Here is a 12,609-nt window from a genome sequence, read left to right as displayed (position 1 = left end):
AAAGAAGTTGTGTAACGTTTTCTTTACGTATGCGTTGCGGAACAGACAGCGATAATACGTTCTTTCGTTTTCCTTTTTTTGCGACAGACGGAACCAGGGGGTCTTCGGTTATGACACAGCCAATCTTTCTTATCGGGCCACGCGGCTGCGGTAAAACCACCGTCGGCCATGCGCTGGCGCGAGCGCGGCATTTTCAGTTCTCCGATACCGATCATCGGCTGCAGGCCCATGAGCAGCGGACGGTGGCGGAGATCGTGCAGGCGGAAGGATGGGCGCGCTTTCGCGAGCTGGAGACCCTGTCGCTGAAGGCCGTGACCCTGCCGAATACGGTGATCGCCACCGGCGGCGGCATCATCCTTGCGGAATGTAACCGTCAGTTTATGCGGGAGAACGGCGTGGTGATCTATCTGCAGGTGTCGGTATCGGCGCTGATTGACCGTCTGGAAGCCTACCCCAAAGCCGAACAGCGGCCGACGCTCACCGGGAAACCGGTGCGTGAGGAAGTGGGCGAGGTGCTGGCGCAGCGTGAAGCGTTATACCGTGACGCTGCCCATCATATTGTCGATGCTACGGCCGCCCCGGATCGGGTGGTGGAACAGATTATGACCATGCTGTGCGGCGCGGCGGCCACCCCGGTAAGTTAAGAATTTACTTACATTAAGGCGGCGAGGGGCGCCTATACTTGATAGTTCTGATACCAGAAGAAGGAAGAACTATGCCAAACAGGCCCCCATATCCGAGAGAAGCGCGCGTGGTTGCGGTAGAGAAAGGCCCGCAGGGTCAGACGGTCACTTGGTATCAACTTCGCGCGGACTATCCTGAACCCAATTCGCTGATCAGCGAACATCCTACCGAGCAGGAAGCCGTGGATGCCAAGCGGCGCTACGAAGATCCTGACAAGTCGTAACCCCTGAGCCCGGATTGCCTGCTCTGCGGGCAGTATCGGGCATATCTCACACTTTTTATTTATCAGTCGTACTAATGAATATCTAACACACGGATTTTTCAGGCGCGCCGCCGCCGCCGAGCAATCTTTACATTCTACTGCGGCGTGGAGCTGCTACGCTTCTCGACGGTTGATTTTTACTCACCAGGGGGGCGAATGCTGTGTGTGGTAAGCCTGTGTTGAAGCAGTGGTAGTGAAAAGGTACATGATATGAGTAGTGCAACGATGGCAATTTTGACCATCGGCGTTGTGCCGCTGGCGGGAGTATTACCGCTCCTGACCGAACATATCAGGGAAGAACAGATCGCTCACATCAGCCTGCTGGGCGAGATGACGCGTGACGACGTGATGGCAGAGTACGCCGTGGGTGACGGCGAACAGGGTCTCTTGACCCTGCTCAGCGATAACCAGCTGGTGATGGTGTCGCGACAAAAAATTGAACGTGATGTTCGCAGCGTGATCGCCATGCTGGATCGACAGCATTTTGATGTGATCCTGCTGCTCAGCTCCGAACAGCTGACCGGTTTTACCACCCACCACGCGATCCTCCTCGAGCCGCAGCGGATCATTCCGCCGCTGGTGGCGTCGATCGTCGATGGGCACCAGGTCGGGGTGATCGTGCCGGTGGAAGAGATCATGCCCATGCAGCGACAAAAGTGGCATTCACTGGAGAAGTCGCCGTACTACGCGCTGGCCAACCCGTTTACCGGTAGCGACAGCGAGCTGTTAACCGCCGGTAAAGCGCTGCTGGAGCAGGGCGCCGACGTGCTGGTCCTCGACTGTCTTGGTTACTATCAGCATCATCGCGATGTGTTACAAAAAGCCCTTGATGTCCCGGTTTTGCTGTCGAATGTGCTGGTTTCCCGACTGGCGGCAGAACTATTAGTCTAATGTGTTAATTTCACGTGACAGGGGCAAGGAGCGCCCCCTATATTGAGCCTTTCAACGACGATCAGAAGGGCTTGTTTATGCTTCAAAGCAATGAATACTTTGACGGAAAAGTGAAATCCATTGGCTTCACCAGCAGCAGTACCGGTCGCGCCAGCGTTGGCGTGATGGCGGAAGGGGAATACACCTTTGGTACGGCGCAGCCGGAAGAGATGACGGTGGTCAGCGGGGCGCTGAATGTCCTGCTGCCGGGTGAGACTGAGTGGAAAGTTTACGCCGCCGGCGAAGTCTTCAATGTGCCAGGCAACAGCGAATTCCATCTGCAGGTGGCTGAGCCAACCTCTTATCTGTGCCGCTATCTGTAAGCCAGCGTAACGCCCGGCGCTTGCCGCCGGGTTGTATTTTTCCTTCCTGCCAGGCAGGAAGGAAAGCGGCGCTTAGCGCTGCGCTTCGCCGCCGAGCCCTTCCACCAGGCTTTGGATCAGGGCAGCCAGTTCGCCGGTCATTAATATAAAGTCGGCGTCAAAGCGCTGGGCGAAATCTTCCCGATCGATATCTTCGTTTTGGTCGCGTAATTCATCGCAGAACTTGAGGCGCTTAATTGACGCGTCGTCGCAGATCACAAACTGAATACGCTGCTGCCAGTCCAGCGCCAGCTTGGTGACGACCTTCCCGGCCTCAATATGCACAGCGATTTCGTCGCTCACCAGATCCTGCTTCTTGGCGCGGATCACGCCGCCATCTTCCAGCATCGCTTTCAGCTCGGCTTCGTCCAGCAGCTGGAAGCCCTGCGCCACGGTGCCGGAGCGGACCCACTCAGTCAGCGTCAGCTCAATCGGATTCTCCAGGGTCAGCGGCACCACCGGCAGCGAGCCGAGGGTTTTACGCAGCAGGGCCAGGGTATCTTCCGCTTTCTTCGCGCTGGCGCAGTCCACCATGATCAGGCCGTTGACGGTGTCGATCCACATCATCGTCTGGCTGAAGCGGCTGAAGGCGCGCGGCAGCAGCGAGTGCAGCACTTCATCTTTCAGGGAATCTTTCTCAGTTTTCTTCAGCTTGCGCCCCTGATCGGCTTCCAGCTTCTGGATCTTCGCCTCCAGCGCCTGCTTGATCACCGGTGACGGCAGGATCTTTTCTTCTTTACGCGCGCAGATAATGATCTGGCCGTTCGCCGTATGCGTCAGCGCGTCGCTGTGCGATCCCATCGGCGATACCCAACCGGTTTTCGCCATATCCTGGCTGCCACAAGGGGTAAATGTCAGCTCGGCCAGCTGTTTTTCCATCTCCTCGGCGCGCAATTCGATATCGCGGCTGAGACGGTAAACCATTAAATTTTTGAACCACAGCATGATAATTTCCACGGCTTTGTCGTTAAATCAGGCGGGCATGATAGCGAATTGTCGCTATGCTTGCATTGTTAATCGGGGTGAGGAGCTGAGCGTGCGTATTGGTATTGATTTAGGTGGCACAAAAACCGAAGTGATAGCCCTGAGCGACCAGGGAGAGCAGCTGTTTCGCCATCGGTTACCCACGCCGCGGGAGGATTACCGGCAAACCATCGAGACTATCGCCACCCTGGTGGCGATGGCCGAGCAGGCGACCGGACAGCGTGGCACCGTGGGGATGGGGATCCCGGGCACGATTTCGCCCTATACCGGGGTGGTGAAAAACGCCAACTCGACCTGGCTCAACGGACAGCCCTTTGATAAGGACCTCAGCCTGCGCCTCGACCGTGAAGTGCGGCTGGCTAACGACGCCAACTGTCTGGCGGTGTCGGAAGCGGTGGACGGCGCGGCGGCGGGGGCGCACACGGTGTTCGCGGTGATTATCGGCACCGGCTGCGGCGCGGGCGTGGCGCTCAACGGGCGGGCGCATATCGGCGGCAATGGTAACGCCGGCGAGTGGGGACATAACCCATTGCCGTGGATGAACGACGATGAGTTGCGCTACCGTGCGGAAGTGCCTTGCTACTGCGGTAAACAGGGATGTATCGAAACCTTTATCTCCGGCACCGGCTTTGCCACTGACTACCAGCGGCTGAGCGGCAAGGGGTTAACCGGCAGCGAGATTATGCGCCTGGTGGGGGAAGGTGACGAAAAAGCCGAACTGGCGCTGAGCCGCTACGAGCAGCGGCTGGCGAAATCGCTGGCCCACGTGGTGAATATCCTCGACCCGGACGTTATCGTGCTGGGCGGCGGGATGAGCAACGTCGAGCGGCTGTATCAGACGGTGCCGGACCTGGTGAAACAGTGGGTCTTCGGCGGCGAGTGTGCAACACCGATCTGCAAAGCGATGCACGGCGACTCCAGCGGAGTACGCGGCGCGGCATGGCTGTGGCCGCTCCAGGGGACCTGAACCGCTCCCCCTCACCCCGACTCTCTCGCTCCGGAAGAGGGTTAGGGTGAGGGGACATCGCAATGATTCAAACCTCACTCCACCGCAAACGCTCTGTCCAGCCGACTGTAGCCCAGACCATTGATCTTCTTCACTTTGATCTGCACCGGAATGCGATCTTTCATCGCCTCCACGTGGCTGATCACCCCGATAATCTTGCCGCTGGCGTTCAGCGCGTCCAGCGCGTCCAGCGCCGTGTCCAGCGTTTCGCTGTCGAGGGTGCCGAAGCCTTCATCAAGAAACAGGGAATCAATCCGCGTCTTATGGCTCACCAGATCTGACAGCGCCAGGGCCAGCGCCAGGCTGACGAGGAAACTTTCGCCACCGGAGAGGGTGCGGGTGTCGCGCACGGCGTCGGCCTGCCAGGTATCGACAACCTCCAGCTCCAGCGCTTCGCTGGCTTTGCGCTGCAGCAGATAGCGCCCGTGCAGGCGGTTAAGCTGCTGGTTTGCCAGCCAGACCAGATTATCCAGCGTCAGCCCCTGGGCGAATTTGCGGAACCGGTCGCCGGTGCTGGAGCCGATCAGCGAATTGAGATAGCCCCAGTCATCCGCCCGCTGCGCCGCCTCTGCAATCTGTCGCCCCAGCGCCTGCTGATGTTGACGGCTCTCTGTGTCCTGCCTGAGCTGCTGGCGGATCTCGCCCTGGCGGGTGGTGTTGTCCCGCAGCCGCTGCGCCAGGGCCTGCAGCTGGGTTTGCAGGGCGGGGATGTCCGCGTCCGTCCCTTGCGGACGCAGCGCCAGGTGCGCCTGCTGCTGACGGGTCGCCTGCTCGCAGAGCGCCGTCGCCTGCTGGAGCTGCTGCTCCAGCGTCTGTTTTAACTGCGTCAGCCGCTGGACGGTTTCGTCATCCAGCAGCGCGGCGAGAAACGCCTGCCGATCGCTAAAGCGGCTGGCGGCCAGGGCGGCGGTAAATTGCGCCTGCGACTGGTCCAGGCGCGCCTTCTCTTCGGTCTCCAGCTGCTGCTGGGCGACAAGCTGGCTGTGCAACGCCAGGCACTCCTCATGGATAGCGCGCCAGTTGTCGGGAACCACCGGCTCAGCTTCAGCCTTTGCCTCGTCGCTGGCTGGCAGCGTCTCCAGCAGCGGCTGCAGGGCGGCAATCTGCTCCTGAATGGCGCCATGCCGGGTCTGTTGCGCCTGCCACTGGGCAAATTCGCTTTCGCGAGCGTTCAGCCAGGCGGCTTCTGTCCCTTCTTCCGGCAGGTTGAGCGTCAGGGCCTGCAGGGCGCTTTCCAGTCCCTGGTGCGTGGCCGTCAGCTGCTGCTGAGCCTGGCGCGCCAGCGCCTCCTGATCGTTAAGCTGGCCTTGCAGCATCAGGCGCTGGCTGAGCTGGTAGAGCTGTTGCTCGTAGCGCTCCTGCTCCTGTATCCAGTCGTTTATCTCTTGCGCAATATCCCGCGTGACCTGAAGAGAGGCGCAGGTTTCCTGCCACGCTTTAGTGAGCGCTTGCTCTTCCTCAGCGAGCCGCCCGGCCGCTTCGGTTTCACGCTGGAGCTGCTGCGTCAGGGCGTTGACCTGCCCGAGGATCAGCAAACCTTCTTCTTTCAGCGCGGCGACCTCTTTTTCCAGCGCATCGCGGCGGCGCTGGTTATCCGTGACCGTCAGCGAGGCGTATTGTTCAATCGCCGGGTGTTCACAGGAGCCGCACAGCGGGCAGGGCTTACCGGCCTCTAGCCGGGCGCGGTAACCTTCCAGATCTTTAATCGTTTCTTCCCGCTGGCAGAGCGCCTTCAGGTCGAGATAGTGCTGGTTTTTGTCTTTGTACTGCTCCCGGCGCTGCGCCAGTGTGGCGTTGAGTTTTGCCTGCTCCGCCTGCGCCTGCTGTACGCTTTCGGCGTTCTGGCGCAGACGCTTGCGCAGCAGCTGATGCTGTTCATGAAGGGAGAGTAGCCGCTGGCGCAGCGGTCGCGACTGGGTTTGCTGCGCCATCGCCGCCGCAACGTCATCGGCGGTCAGCGACAGAGGGCTGGCCGGCAGATCGGCCAGCTTCTGGCGCAGCGCGGCCAGGCGGGTGGTCTGGGCCGTCAGCTGCTGTTTATCCCGAGTCAGCTGCGAAAATTGCGCCCGCCAGCCGGCGATCTCCTGGCCCCATAAGCGAAATCGCTCATGGGCCGCCAGCCACTGCGCCAGGTCGGCCAGTTCAGCCTGACGCTGCCGCTGGGTATGCAGGGCGCTACGGCGAATGCGCGCGCGCAGCGCCGTGCTGGTAAGTAAGCGAGCATTCACTTCATTGATTCGCTGGCGGGTTTGCGCCAGGCCTGCCGCGTGCTCCTGTTGCCGCTCCCATAAGGGGCGCAACTGGGCGGCGGGCTGGGCCAGCTCAAGCCTGGCCAGCGCCGGCGCGGCGTCGGCCAGCGCCTGACGGGCCTGCTGCTGGCCGCTGACCGCCTGCTGCTGCTGCTGCGCCAGCTCATCGCGACGCGTTAGCCACTGAAGCTGCTGCTGCTGGTTTTGCTGCTGCGCCAGCAGGGCTTTCTCTTCGTCAGTAAGTACCTGCAAACTTTCCTGCAACGCCTGCTGCTGGGCCTCCGTCAGCAGGACGATGCCCGCCGCCTGGGCTTCGAACTTCTCCAGCGTATGGCGAGCGGCTTTGTGCTGCTCATAGACCATCGCCGAAATCTGACCGTAGATTTCCGTGCCGGTCAGCTCCTCCAGCAGCTCCGCGCGATCGCTCGGCTTCGCGTTCAGAAAGGCGGCAAATTGCCCCTGGGAGAGCAGCATCGAGCGGGTGAAGCGGCCATAGTCGAGGCCGGTGAGCGTCGCGGTTTGCTCCAGCTTATCCGAGACCTTATCGGCGAGGATTTTGCCGTCGGCGCAGCGCGCCAGCTCGACGCGGGGCGCCTGCAGGTTGCCATCTGGCTGGTTACGCGCCCGGTTCTGGCTCCAGAAGGCGCGGTAGGCGATGCCTTTCACTTCAAACTCCACCTCCGCCAGACACTCGGCGGTATCGCGGGTCATCAGGTCATTTTGCGACTGGGAGACTTTATTCAGGCGCGGCGTCTCGTGATAGAGCGCGAGGCAAATGGCGTCGAGCAGGGTGGTTTTCCCGGCGCCGGTGGCGCCGGTAATGGCGAACAGGCCGTTGCTGGCGAACGGCTCGGCGGTAAAGTCTATCTTCCATTCCCCTTTCAGGGAGTTGAGGTTTTTCAGACGCAGACTGAGGATTTTCATGCGTTTTCGTCCTCCGCGGTGAGCGTATGCAGCGTATGGGCGAACAGCTCGTGCAGCCGGGCGCGCTTCTCATCGTCAATCTCGGTCAGCGCCAGCCGGCGCTCGAACACCTCTTCCACCTTCAGTTCGCTGAGGGTCTCCCGCTGGGCGTTGAGCAGTATTTTCTCGCGCTGCTCGCGGCTGCGGCGCACCAGCAATACTTCCACCGGCAGATCCTCCGTCAGCGCCTGAATATGACGCTGAATATCGTGCAGGTACTCCTCGGTGGTGATTTCGATATCCAGCCACACCGGCGGGTCCTGTTCAACGCCGCGCCACTGCGCCAGCTGGGCGGTGATGGCGGCCAGATCGCCTTTGATGACCGCCAGCGGCTGGGTGACGGGCACCTCAAGGGTCTCCACGGCGCTGAGTCGCCCATCGCTAAAGCTCACCAGATGCACCGATTTCGCTTTACCGGTTTCATCAAAGCTCAGCGGCAGCGGCGAGCCGCTGTAGCGGATGTGCTCGCAGCCGCCAACCACCTGCGCCCGGTGAATATGGCCCAGCGCAATGTAGTCGGCAGGGGGGAAGTGCTGCGCCGGGAAGGCATCCAGCGTGCCGATATAAATGTCGCGAACGGCATCGGTTTTGCTGGCGCCGACGGTGGTCAGATGGCCGCTGGCAATCACGGGCAGCGGGCGATCGCCGCGCAGGGCGCAGGCCTGCTGATACTGCTCCTGATAATAGTCGCTGATGGCGTGCAGCAGCTGCCGCTGTTTTTCCCGACCGGAGTGGCCGGCCTGGCTGGTGACCAGCTCGCGCGGGCGTAAAAACGGCACCGGGCAGAAGATAGCGCCTGGGGTGCCGTCGCGCCGCGGCAGCTCAATGGGCGGGCAGCCGGCGTTCGCCACGACGGTGGTGTGTAAAAAGGCGAGGATATCGCGGGATTCATTGAGCATCGCCACCGAATCATGGTTGCCCGCCAGCACCACCAGGCGACAGCCGGTCTGCTGCAGCTGGACGACAAAGCGGTTATACAGTTCGCGAGCGTAGCTCGGCGGCGATCCGGTATCAAAAATATCGCCGGCCACGATGATGGCGTCGACTTCATGCTCCTGCGCGCGGGCCAGCAGCCAGGTCAGGAAAGCGTCATGTTCGGCCGCACGGCTTTTGCTGTAAAAATTCTGGCCCAGGTGCCAGTCGGAGGTGTGAAGGATGCGCATAAATCTTCCCTAGCGAAAAAAGCATGAGCGGCAGTATACCATTTGTCGGAGAGGGGTAAGTCCGCGTCATGCTTCAAAATACCCGATCGTCAGACGGTCATTTTTTTCATAAATCTGTCACAAAAGTGACGCATAATGACGCCGCACTTCTATACTGATGGCTAAAAAACACAGGGTAAATAATGGCGAGAAGAATTCTGGTCGTTGAAGATGAAGCTCCAATCCGCGAAATGGTCTGCTTTGTTCTGGAGCAAAATGGCTTTCAGCCTGTCGAAGCGGAAGATTATGACAGCGCGGTGAATCAACTCAATGAACCCTGGCCTGATTTGATTCTCCTTGACTGGATGCTGCCGGGCGGTTCGGGGCTGCAGTTTATTAAGCTGCTCAAGCGCGAGGCGATGACCCGGGATATTCCGGTGGTGATGCTGACCGCGCGCGGAGAAGAAGAGGATCGCGTTCGCGGCCTGGAGACCGGGGCGGACGACTACATTACCAAGCCTTTCTCACCGAAGGAGCTGGTGGCGCGAATCAAAGCGGTGATGCGCCGTATTTCGCCGATGGCGGTGGAAGAGGTGATTGAAATGCAGGGGCTGAGCCTCGATCCCTCATCGCACCGGGTGATGACCGGCGAGAGTCCGCTGGACATGGGGCCAACGGAATTTAAATTATTGCACTTCTTTATGACCCATCCGGAGCGGGTGTACAGCCGCGAGCAGCTGCTGAACCACGTCTGGGGAACCAACGTCTATGTGGAAGACCGCACGGTAGACGTCCATATTCGCCGCCTGCGTAAAGCGCTGGAACACAGTGGCCATGATCGCATGGTGCAAACGGTTCGCGGCACGGGGTATCGTTTCTCCGCCCGTTTCTGAATTTTGACAGGAGTGTGACCCGTGCTGGAACGGCTGTCATGGAAAAGGCTGGCGCTGGAGCTCTTTTTAGCGTGTATTCCGGCCCTGATTCTGGGGGCGTTTGTGGGTCATTTGCCGTGGTTTTTACTGGCGGCAGTGACCGGTTTGTTGATTTGGCATTTCTGGAATTTGATGCGCCTGTCGTGGTGGCTGTGGGTGGACCGGAGCATGACCCCTCCGCCCGGCCGCGGCAGCTGGGAGCCGCTGCTGTATGGTCTGCACCAGATGCAGATGCGTAATAAAAAGCGTCGACGTGAGCTGGGAAGCCTGATCAAACGCTTTCGCAGCGGGGCGGAATCCCTGCCGGACGCGGTGGTCCTGACCACGGAAGAGGGGGCCATTTTCTGGTGCAACGGCCTGGCGCAGCAGATTTTAAACCTGCGCTGGCCGGACGACAGTGGGCAAAACATTCTTAACCTTCTGCGCTATCCTGAGTTCGCCAACTACCTGAAACAGCGTGATTTTTCAAAGCCGCTCAATCTGGTGCTGAATAATGCCCGTCATCTGGAAATTCGCGTGATGCCCTACAGCGACAAACAGTGGTTGATGGTGGCGCGCGACGTGACGCAGATGCATCAGCTGGAAGGGGCGCGGCGTAACTTTTTCGCCAACGTCAGCCATGAGCTGCGCACCCCGCTGACGGTGCTGCAGGGCTATCTGGAGATGATGCAGGAGCAGGTGCTGGAAGGGGCGACCCGTGAAAAGGCCCTGCACACCATGCGTGAGCAAACCCAGCGTATGGAGGGGCTGGTGAAGCAGTTGCTCACGCTGTCGCGTATTGAAGCCGCGCCGGCGCTGGCGATGAATGACCGCATCGACGTGCCGATGATGCTGCGGGTCGTGGAGCGCGAGGCGCAGACCCTCAGCCAGGATAAGCAGACGCTGATTTTTACCGTCGATGAGCAGCTCAAGGTGCTGGGCAACGAGGAACAACTGCGCAGCGCCATTTCTAACCTGGTCTATAACGCGGTGAACCACACCCCGCCGGGCACCGAAATTCGCGTCAGCTGGCAGCGAACGCCCCAGGGGGCGCTGTTCAGCGTCGAGGATAATGGGCCGGGCATTGCGCCGGAGCATATTCCCCGTCTGACTGAGCGCTTCTATCGGGTGGATAAGGCTCGCTCCCGGCAAACCGGGGGCAGCGGCCTGGGGCTGGCGATCGTCAAACACGCGGTCAACCATCATGACAGCCGGCTGGAGATCGACAGCACGGTGGGCAAGGGAACCCGTTTTAGCTTCCTGCTCCCGGAACGATTAATTGCCAGAAACGACGCCTGAGCGGCGCGCTGTCAGCTTATCTTGCCAATGACCAGCTTCGGCTGGTCATTTTCCCTGGCAGTCGTTTTTCTCTCGCCTATTTAATGAACGCGCGCTGCTTTTTTGTTCGCATGATAAGCCACGGGTTTTCCATCAATATGGTAAATTATTCTGGTGTGAAACTGATAACCAGCATAATCATCTGCTTTTGCGATCGTGCCTTGCTTTAAAACGTTATAAGCGTTTAAATTGCGCCTGCGCAGTCGATGACAGACTGCTTTTGCGTGGTAATACCAAAAACAATTCTTTCCCACGCCGCTTCGGGAGCATATCTCGCTGAGTTTACCGGCAATCGCCGCTGTATCGTCCCTGAGAGGGTAGCGCGGTATTTTTCCATTTTTTACAACACCACATCCACAGGCAGTAATGAATTTATGACCCATCAGTTAAAATCTCGCGACATCATAGCGTTGGGCTTTATGACCTTCGCGTTGTTCGTTGGCGCAGGCAACATTATTTTCCCGCCGATGGTTGGCTTACAGGCGGGCGAGCACGTCTGGACGGCGGCGATCGGCTTCCTGATCACCGCGGTGGGTCTGCCGGTGCTGACGGTGGTGGCGCTGGCGAAAGTCGGCGGCGGCGTTGAAAGCCTGAGCACCCCGATTGGTAAAGTGGCTGGTATCCTGCTGGCGGTGGTGTGTTATCTCGCGGTGGGACCGCTGTTCGCGACCCCGCGCACCGCGACCGTCTCTTTTGAAGTCGGGATTGCGCCGCTGACCGGCGACGGCCCGCTGCCGCTGCTGATCTACAGCGTTATCTACTTCGCGCTGGTGATCCTGGTCTCGCTCTATCCGGGCAAACTGCTGGATACGGTGGGCAATTTCCTGGCGCCGCTGAAAATTATCGCCCTGATTGTGCTGGCGGTCGCCGCTATTGTCTGGCCGGCAGGCCCGATCAGCGACGCGCTGGAAGCGTATCGTACCGCGCCATTCTCCAATGGCTTCGTCAACGGCTACCTGACCATGGACACCCTCGGCGCGATGGTGTTCGGGATCGTGATTGTTAATGCCGCACGCTCCCGCGGCGTCAGCGAAGCGCGTCTGTTGACCCGCTACACCGTCTGGGCGGGCCTGATGGCAGGCGTCGGTCTGACCCTGCTGTATCTGGCGCTGTTCCGTCTGGGCTCTGATAGCGCCACCCTCGTGGACCAGTCCGCTAACGGCGCGGCGATCCTCCACGCCTACGTGCAGCATACCTTCGGCGGGGCGGGCAGCTTCCTGCTGGCGGCGCTGATCTTCATCGCCTGCCTGGTGACGGCGGTGGGCCTGACCTGCGCCTGCGCCGAATTCTTTGCCCAGTATCTGCCGTTCTCCTATCGCACGCTGGTCTTTATCCTCGGCCTGTTCTCGATGGCGGTCTCCAACCTCGGTCTGAGCCACCTGATTCAGGTGTCGATTCCGGTGCTGACCGCTATCTACCCGCCGTGTATCGCACTGGTTGTATTAAGCTTTACCCGCAGTTGGTGGCATAATTCGTCCCGTGTTATCGCGCCGGCCATGTTTATCAGTCTGATGTTTGGTATCATTGACGGGATTAAGTCATCGGCGTTTGCCGCTATCCTGCCGGCCTGGACCGCGCGTCTGCCGCTGGCGGAGCAGGGCCTGGCCTGGCTGATGCCGACCGCCGTGATGGCAATTCTCGCGGTGATCTGGGACCGTGCCGCCGGACGTCAGGTGACCTCCAGCGCGCACTAACCGGCGTTGAGGACAAGCGTTTAACCACGGGACTTCGGGTTCCGTGGTTTTTTATTTTTTGTGTTAAACGGCATTGAAAAACCA

General features: G+C 59.9%; 12 protein-coding genes. 8 read left to right on the top strand and 4 right to left on the bottom strand.

The features are described from left to right. Positions 1-110 precede the first annotated feature (110 nt). The 4 genes from aroL to ppnP all read left to right on the top strand — a co-directional run bounded on the left by aroL (position 111) and on the right by ppnP (position 2,199). A complete protein-coding gene (gene aroL / locus ABLV54_RS09675; protein WP_050533105.1) occupies positions 111-644 on the top strand; it encodes a shikimate kinase AroL in 534 nt (177 codons plus the stop codon). Positions 645-715: 71 nt separating this feature from the next. Beyond that, positions 716-907, top strand: coding sequence for a YaiA family protein (locus ABLV54_RS09670; protein WP_008805350.1), 192 nt, complete (start codon positions 716-718; stop codon positions 905-907). 249 nt (positions 908-1,156) lie between these two features. Beyond that, entirely contained in the window at positions 1,157-1,837 is a 681-nt protein-coding gene (locus tag ABLV54_RS09665) for an AroM family protein (protein WP_072096489.1), read from the top strand. A gap of 77 nt (positions 1,838-1,914) precedes the next feature. Beyond that, complete coding sequence (ppnP, locus tag ABLV54_RS09660) at positions 1,915-2,199, top strand: pyrimidine/purine nucleoside phosphorylase (protein WP_002890284.1); 285 nt, start codon at positions 1,915-1,917, stop codon at positions 2,197-2,199. 72 nt (positions 2,200-2,271) lie between these two features. On the opposite strand, the gene rdgC is transcribed toward ppnP, so the two are convergent. Beyond that, complete coding sequence (rdgC, locus tag ABLV54_RS09655) at positions 2,272-3,183, bottom strand: recombination-associated protein RdgC (protein WP_002890285.1); 912 nt, start codon at positions 3,181-3,183, stop codon at positions 2,272-2,274. A gap of 91 nt (positions 3,184-3,274) precedes the next feature. Here rdgC and mak point away from each other — a divergent pair, with 91 nt between their 5' ends. After that, on the top strand, positions 3,275-4,189 hold the full coding sequence (gene mak, locus ABLV54_RS09650) for a fructokinase (RefSeq protein ID WP_050533104.1): 915 nt from the start codon (positions 3,275-3,277) through the stop codon (positions 4,187-4,189). Positions 4,190-4,263: 74 nt separating this feature from the next. Here the strand turns inward: mak and sbcC are convergent, their stop codons facing one another. Further along, positions 4,264-7,401 carry an exonuclease subunit SbcC gene (gene sbcC, locus ABLV54_RS09645; protein WP_050533103.1) on the bottom strand — a complete coding sequence of 1,046 codons (3,138 nt, stop codon included), beginning with the start codon at positions 7,399-7,401 and terminating at the stop codon, positions 4,264-4,266. After that, entirely contained in the window at positions 7,398-8,603 is a 1,206-nt protein-coding gene (sbcD, locus tag ABLV54_RS09640) for an exonuclease subunit SbcD (protein WP_050533102.1), read from the bottom strand. Before sbcD ends, sbcC begins: the two co-directional genes overlap by 4 nt. Before the next feature lie 182 nt (positions 8,604-8,785). On the opposite strand from sbcD, the gene phoB reads away from it, so the two are divergent. Beyond that, positions 8,786-9,475 carry a phosphate response regulator transcription factor PhoB gene (gene phoB / locus ABLV54_RS09635; RefSeq protein WP_004204861.1) on the top strand — a complete coding sequence of 230 codons (690 nt, stop codon included), beginning with the start codon at positions 8,786-8,788 and terminating at the stop codon, positions 9,473-9,475. A 21-nt stretch (positions 9,476-9,496) separates the two neighbouring features. Continuing rightward, complete coding sequence (phoR, locus tag ABLV54_RS09630) at positions 9,497-10,792, top strand: phosphate regulon sensor histidine kinase PhoR (protein WP_023288581.1); 1,296 nt, start codon at positions 9,497-9,499, stop codon at positions 10,790-10,792. 80 nt (positions 10,793-10,872) lie between these two features. Here phoR and ABLV54_RS09625 read toward each other — a convergent pair whose 3' ends face one another. After that, positions 10,873-11,214: a hypothetical protein gene (locus ABLV54_RS09625; RefSeq protein ID WP_156835140.1), complete on the bottom strand. Its 342-nt coding sequence runs from the start codon at positions 11,212-11,214 to the stop codon at positions 10,873-10,875. On the opposite strand from ABLV54_RS09625, the gene brnQ reads away from it, so the two are divergent. Next, positions 11,206-12,525: a branched-chain amino acid transporter carrier protein BrnQ gene (gene brnQ / locus ABLV54_RS09620; RefSeq protein ID WP_023288582.1), complete on the top strand. Its 1,320-nt coding sequence runs from the start codon at positions 11,206-11,208 to the stop codon at positions 12,523-12,525. The two genes, ABLV54_RS09625 and brnQ, sit on opposite strands and share 9 nt — an antisense overlap. The last annotated feature ends 84 nt before the right edge of the window (positions 12,526-12,609 follow it).

This window comes from Klebsiella sp. JB_Kp042, from assembly GCF_040065275.1.
In the GTDB taxonomy this organism is placed as follows: domain Bacteria; phylum Pseudomonadota; class Gammaproteobacteria; order Enterobacterales; family Enterobacteriaceae; genus Klebsiella; species Klebsiella quasipneumoniae.
This window is presented reverse-complemented; position numbering and strand designations above follow the sequence as displayed.

Excerpts from the sequence above, each read along its gene's own strand:
- ABLV54_RS09670 (WP_008805350.1), top strand. The coding sequence starts at position 716 with ATGCCAAACAGGCCCCCATATCCGAGAGAAGCGCGCGTGGTTGCGGTA.
- ABLV54_RS09665 (WP_072096489.1), top strand. The coding sequence starts at position 1,157 with ATGAGTAGTGCAACGATGGCAATTTTGACCATCGGCGTTGTGCCGCTG.
- brnQ (WP_023288582.1), top strand. The coding sequence starts at position 11,206 with ATGACCCATCAGTTAAAATCTCGCGACATCATAGCGTTGGGCTTTATG.
- sbcD (WP_050533102.1), bottom strand. The coding sequence starts at position 8,603 with ATGCGCATCCTTCACACCTCCGACTGGCACCTGGGCCAGAATTTTTAC.
- ABLV54_RS09625 (WP_156835140.1), bottom strand. The coding sequence starts at position 11,214 with ATGGGTCATAAATTCATTACTGCCTGTGGATGTGGTGTTGTAAAAAAT.
- sbcC (WP_050533103.1), bottom strand. The coding sequence starts at position 7,401 with ATGAAAATCCTCAGTCTGCGTCTGAAAAACCTCAACTCCCTGAAAGGG.
- ppnP (WP_002890284.1), top strand. The coding sequence starts at position 1,915 with ATGCTTCAAAGCAATGAATACTTTGACGGAAAAGTGAAATCCATTGGC.
- aroL (WP_050533105.1), top strand. The coding sequence starts at position 111 with ATGACACAGCCAATCTTTCTTATCGGGCCACGCGGCTGCGGTAAAACC.
- phoB (WP_004204861.1), top strand. The coding sequence starts at position 8,786 with ATGGCGAGAAGAATTCTGGTCGTTGAAGATGAAGCTCCAATCCGCGAA.
- rdgC (WP_002890285.1), bottom strand. The coding sequence starts at position 3,183 with ATGCTGTGGTTCAAAAATTTAATGGTTTACCGTCTCAGCCGCGATATC.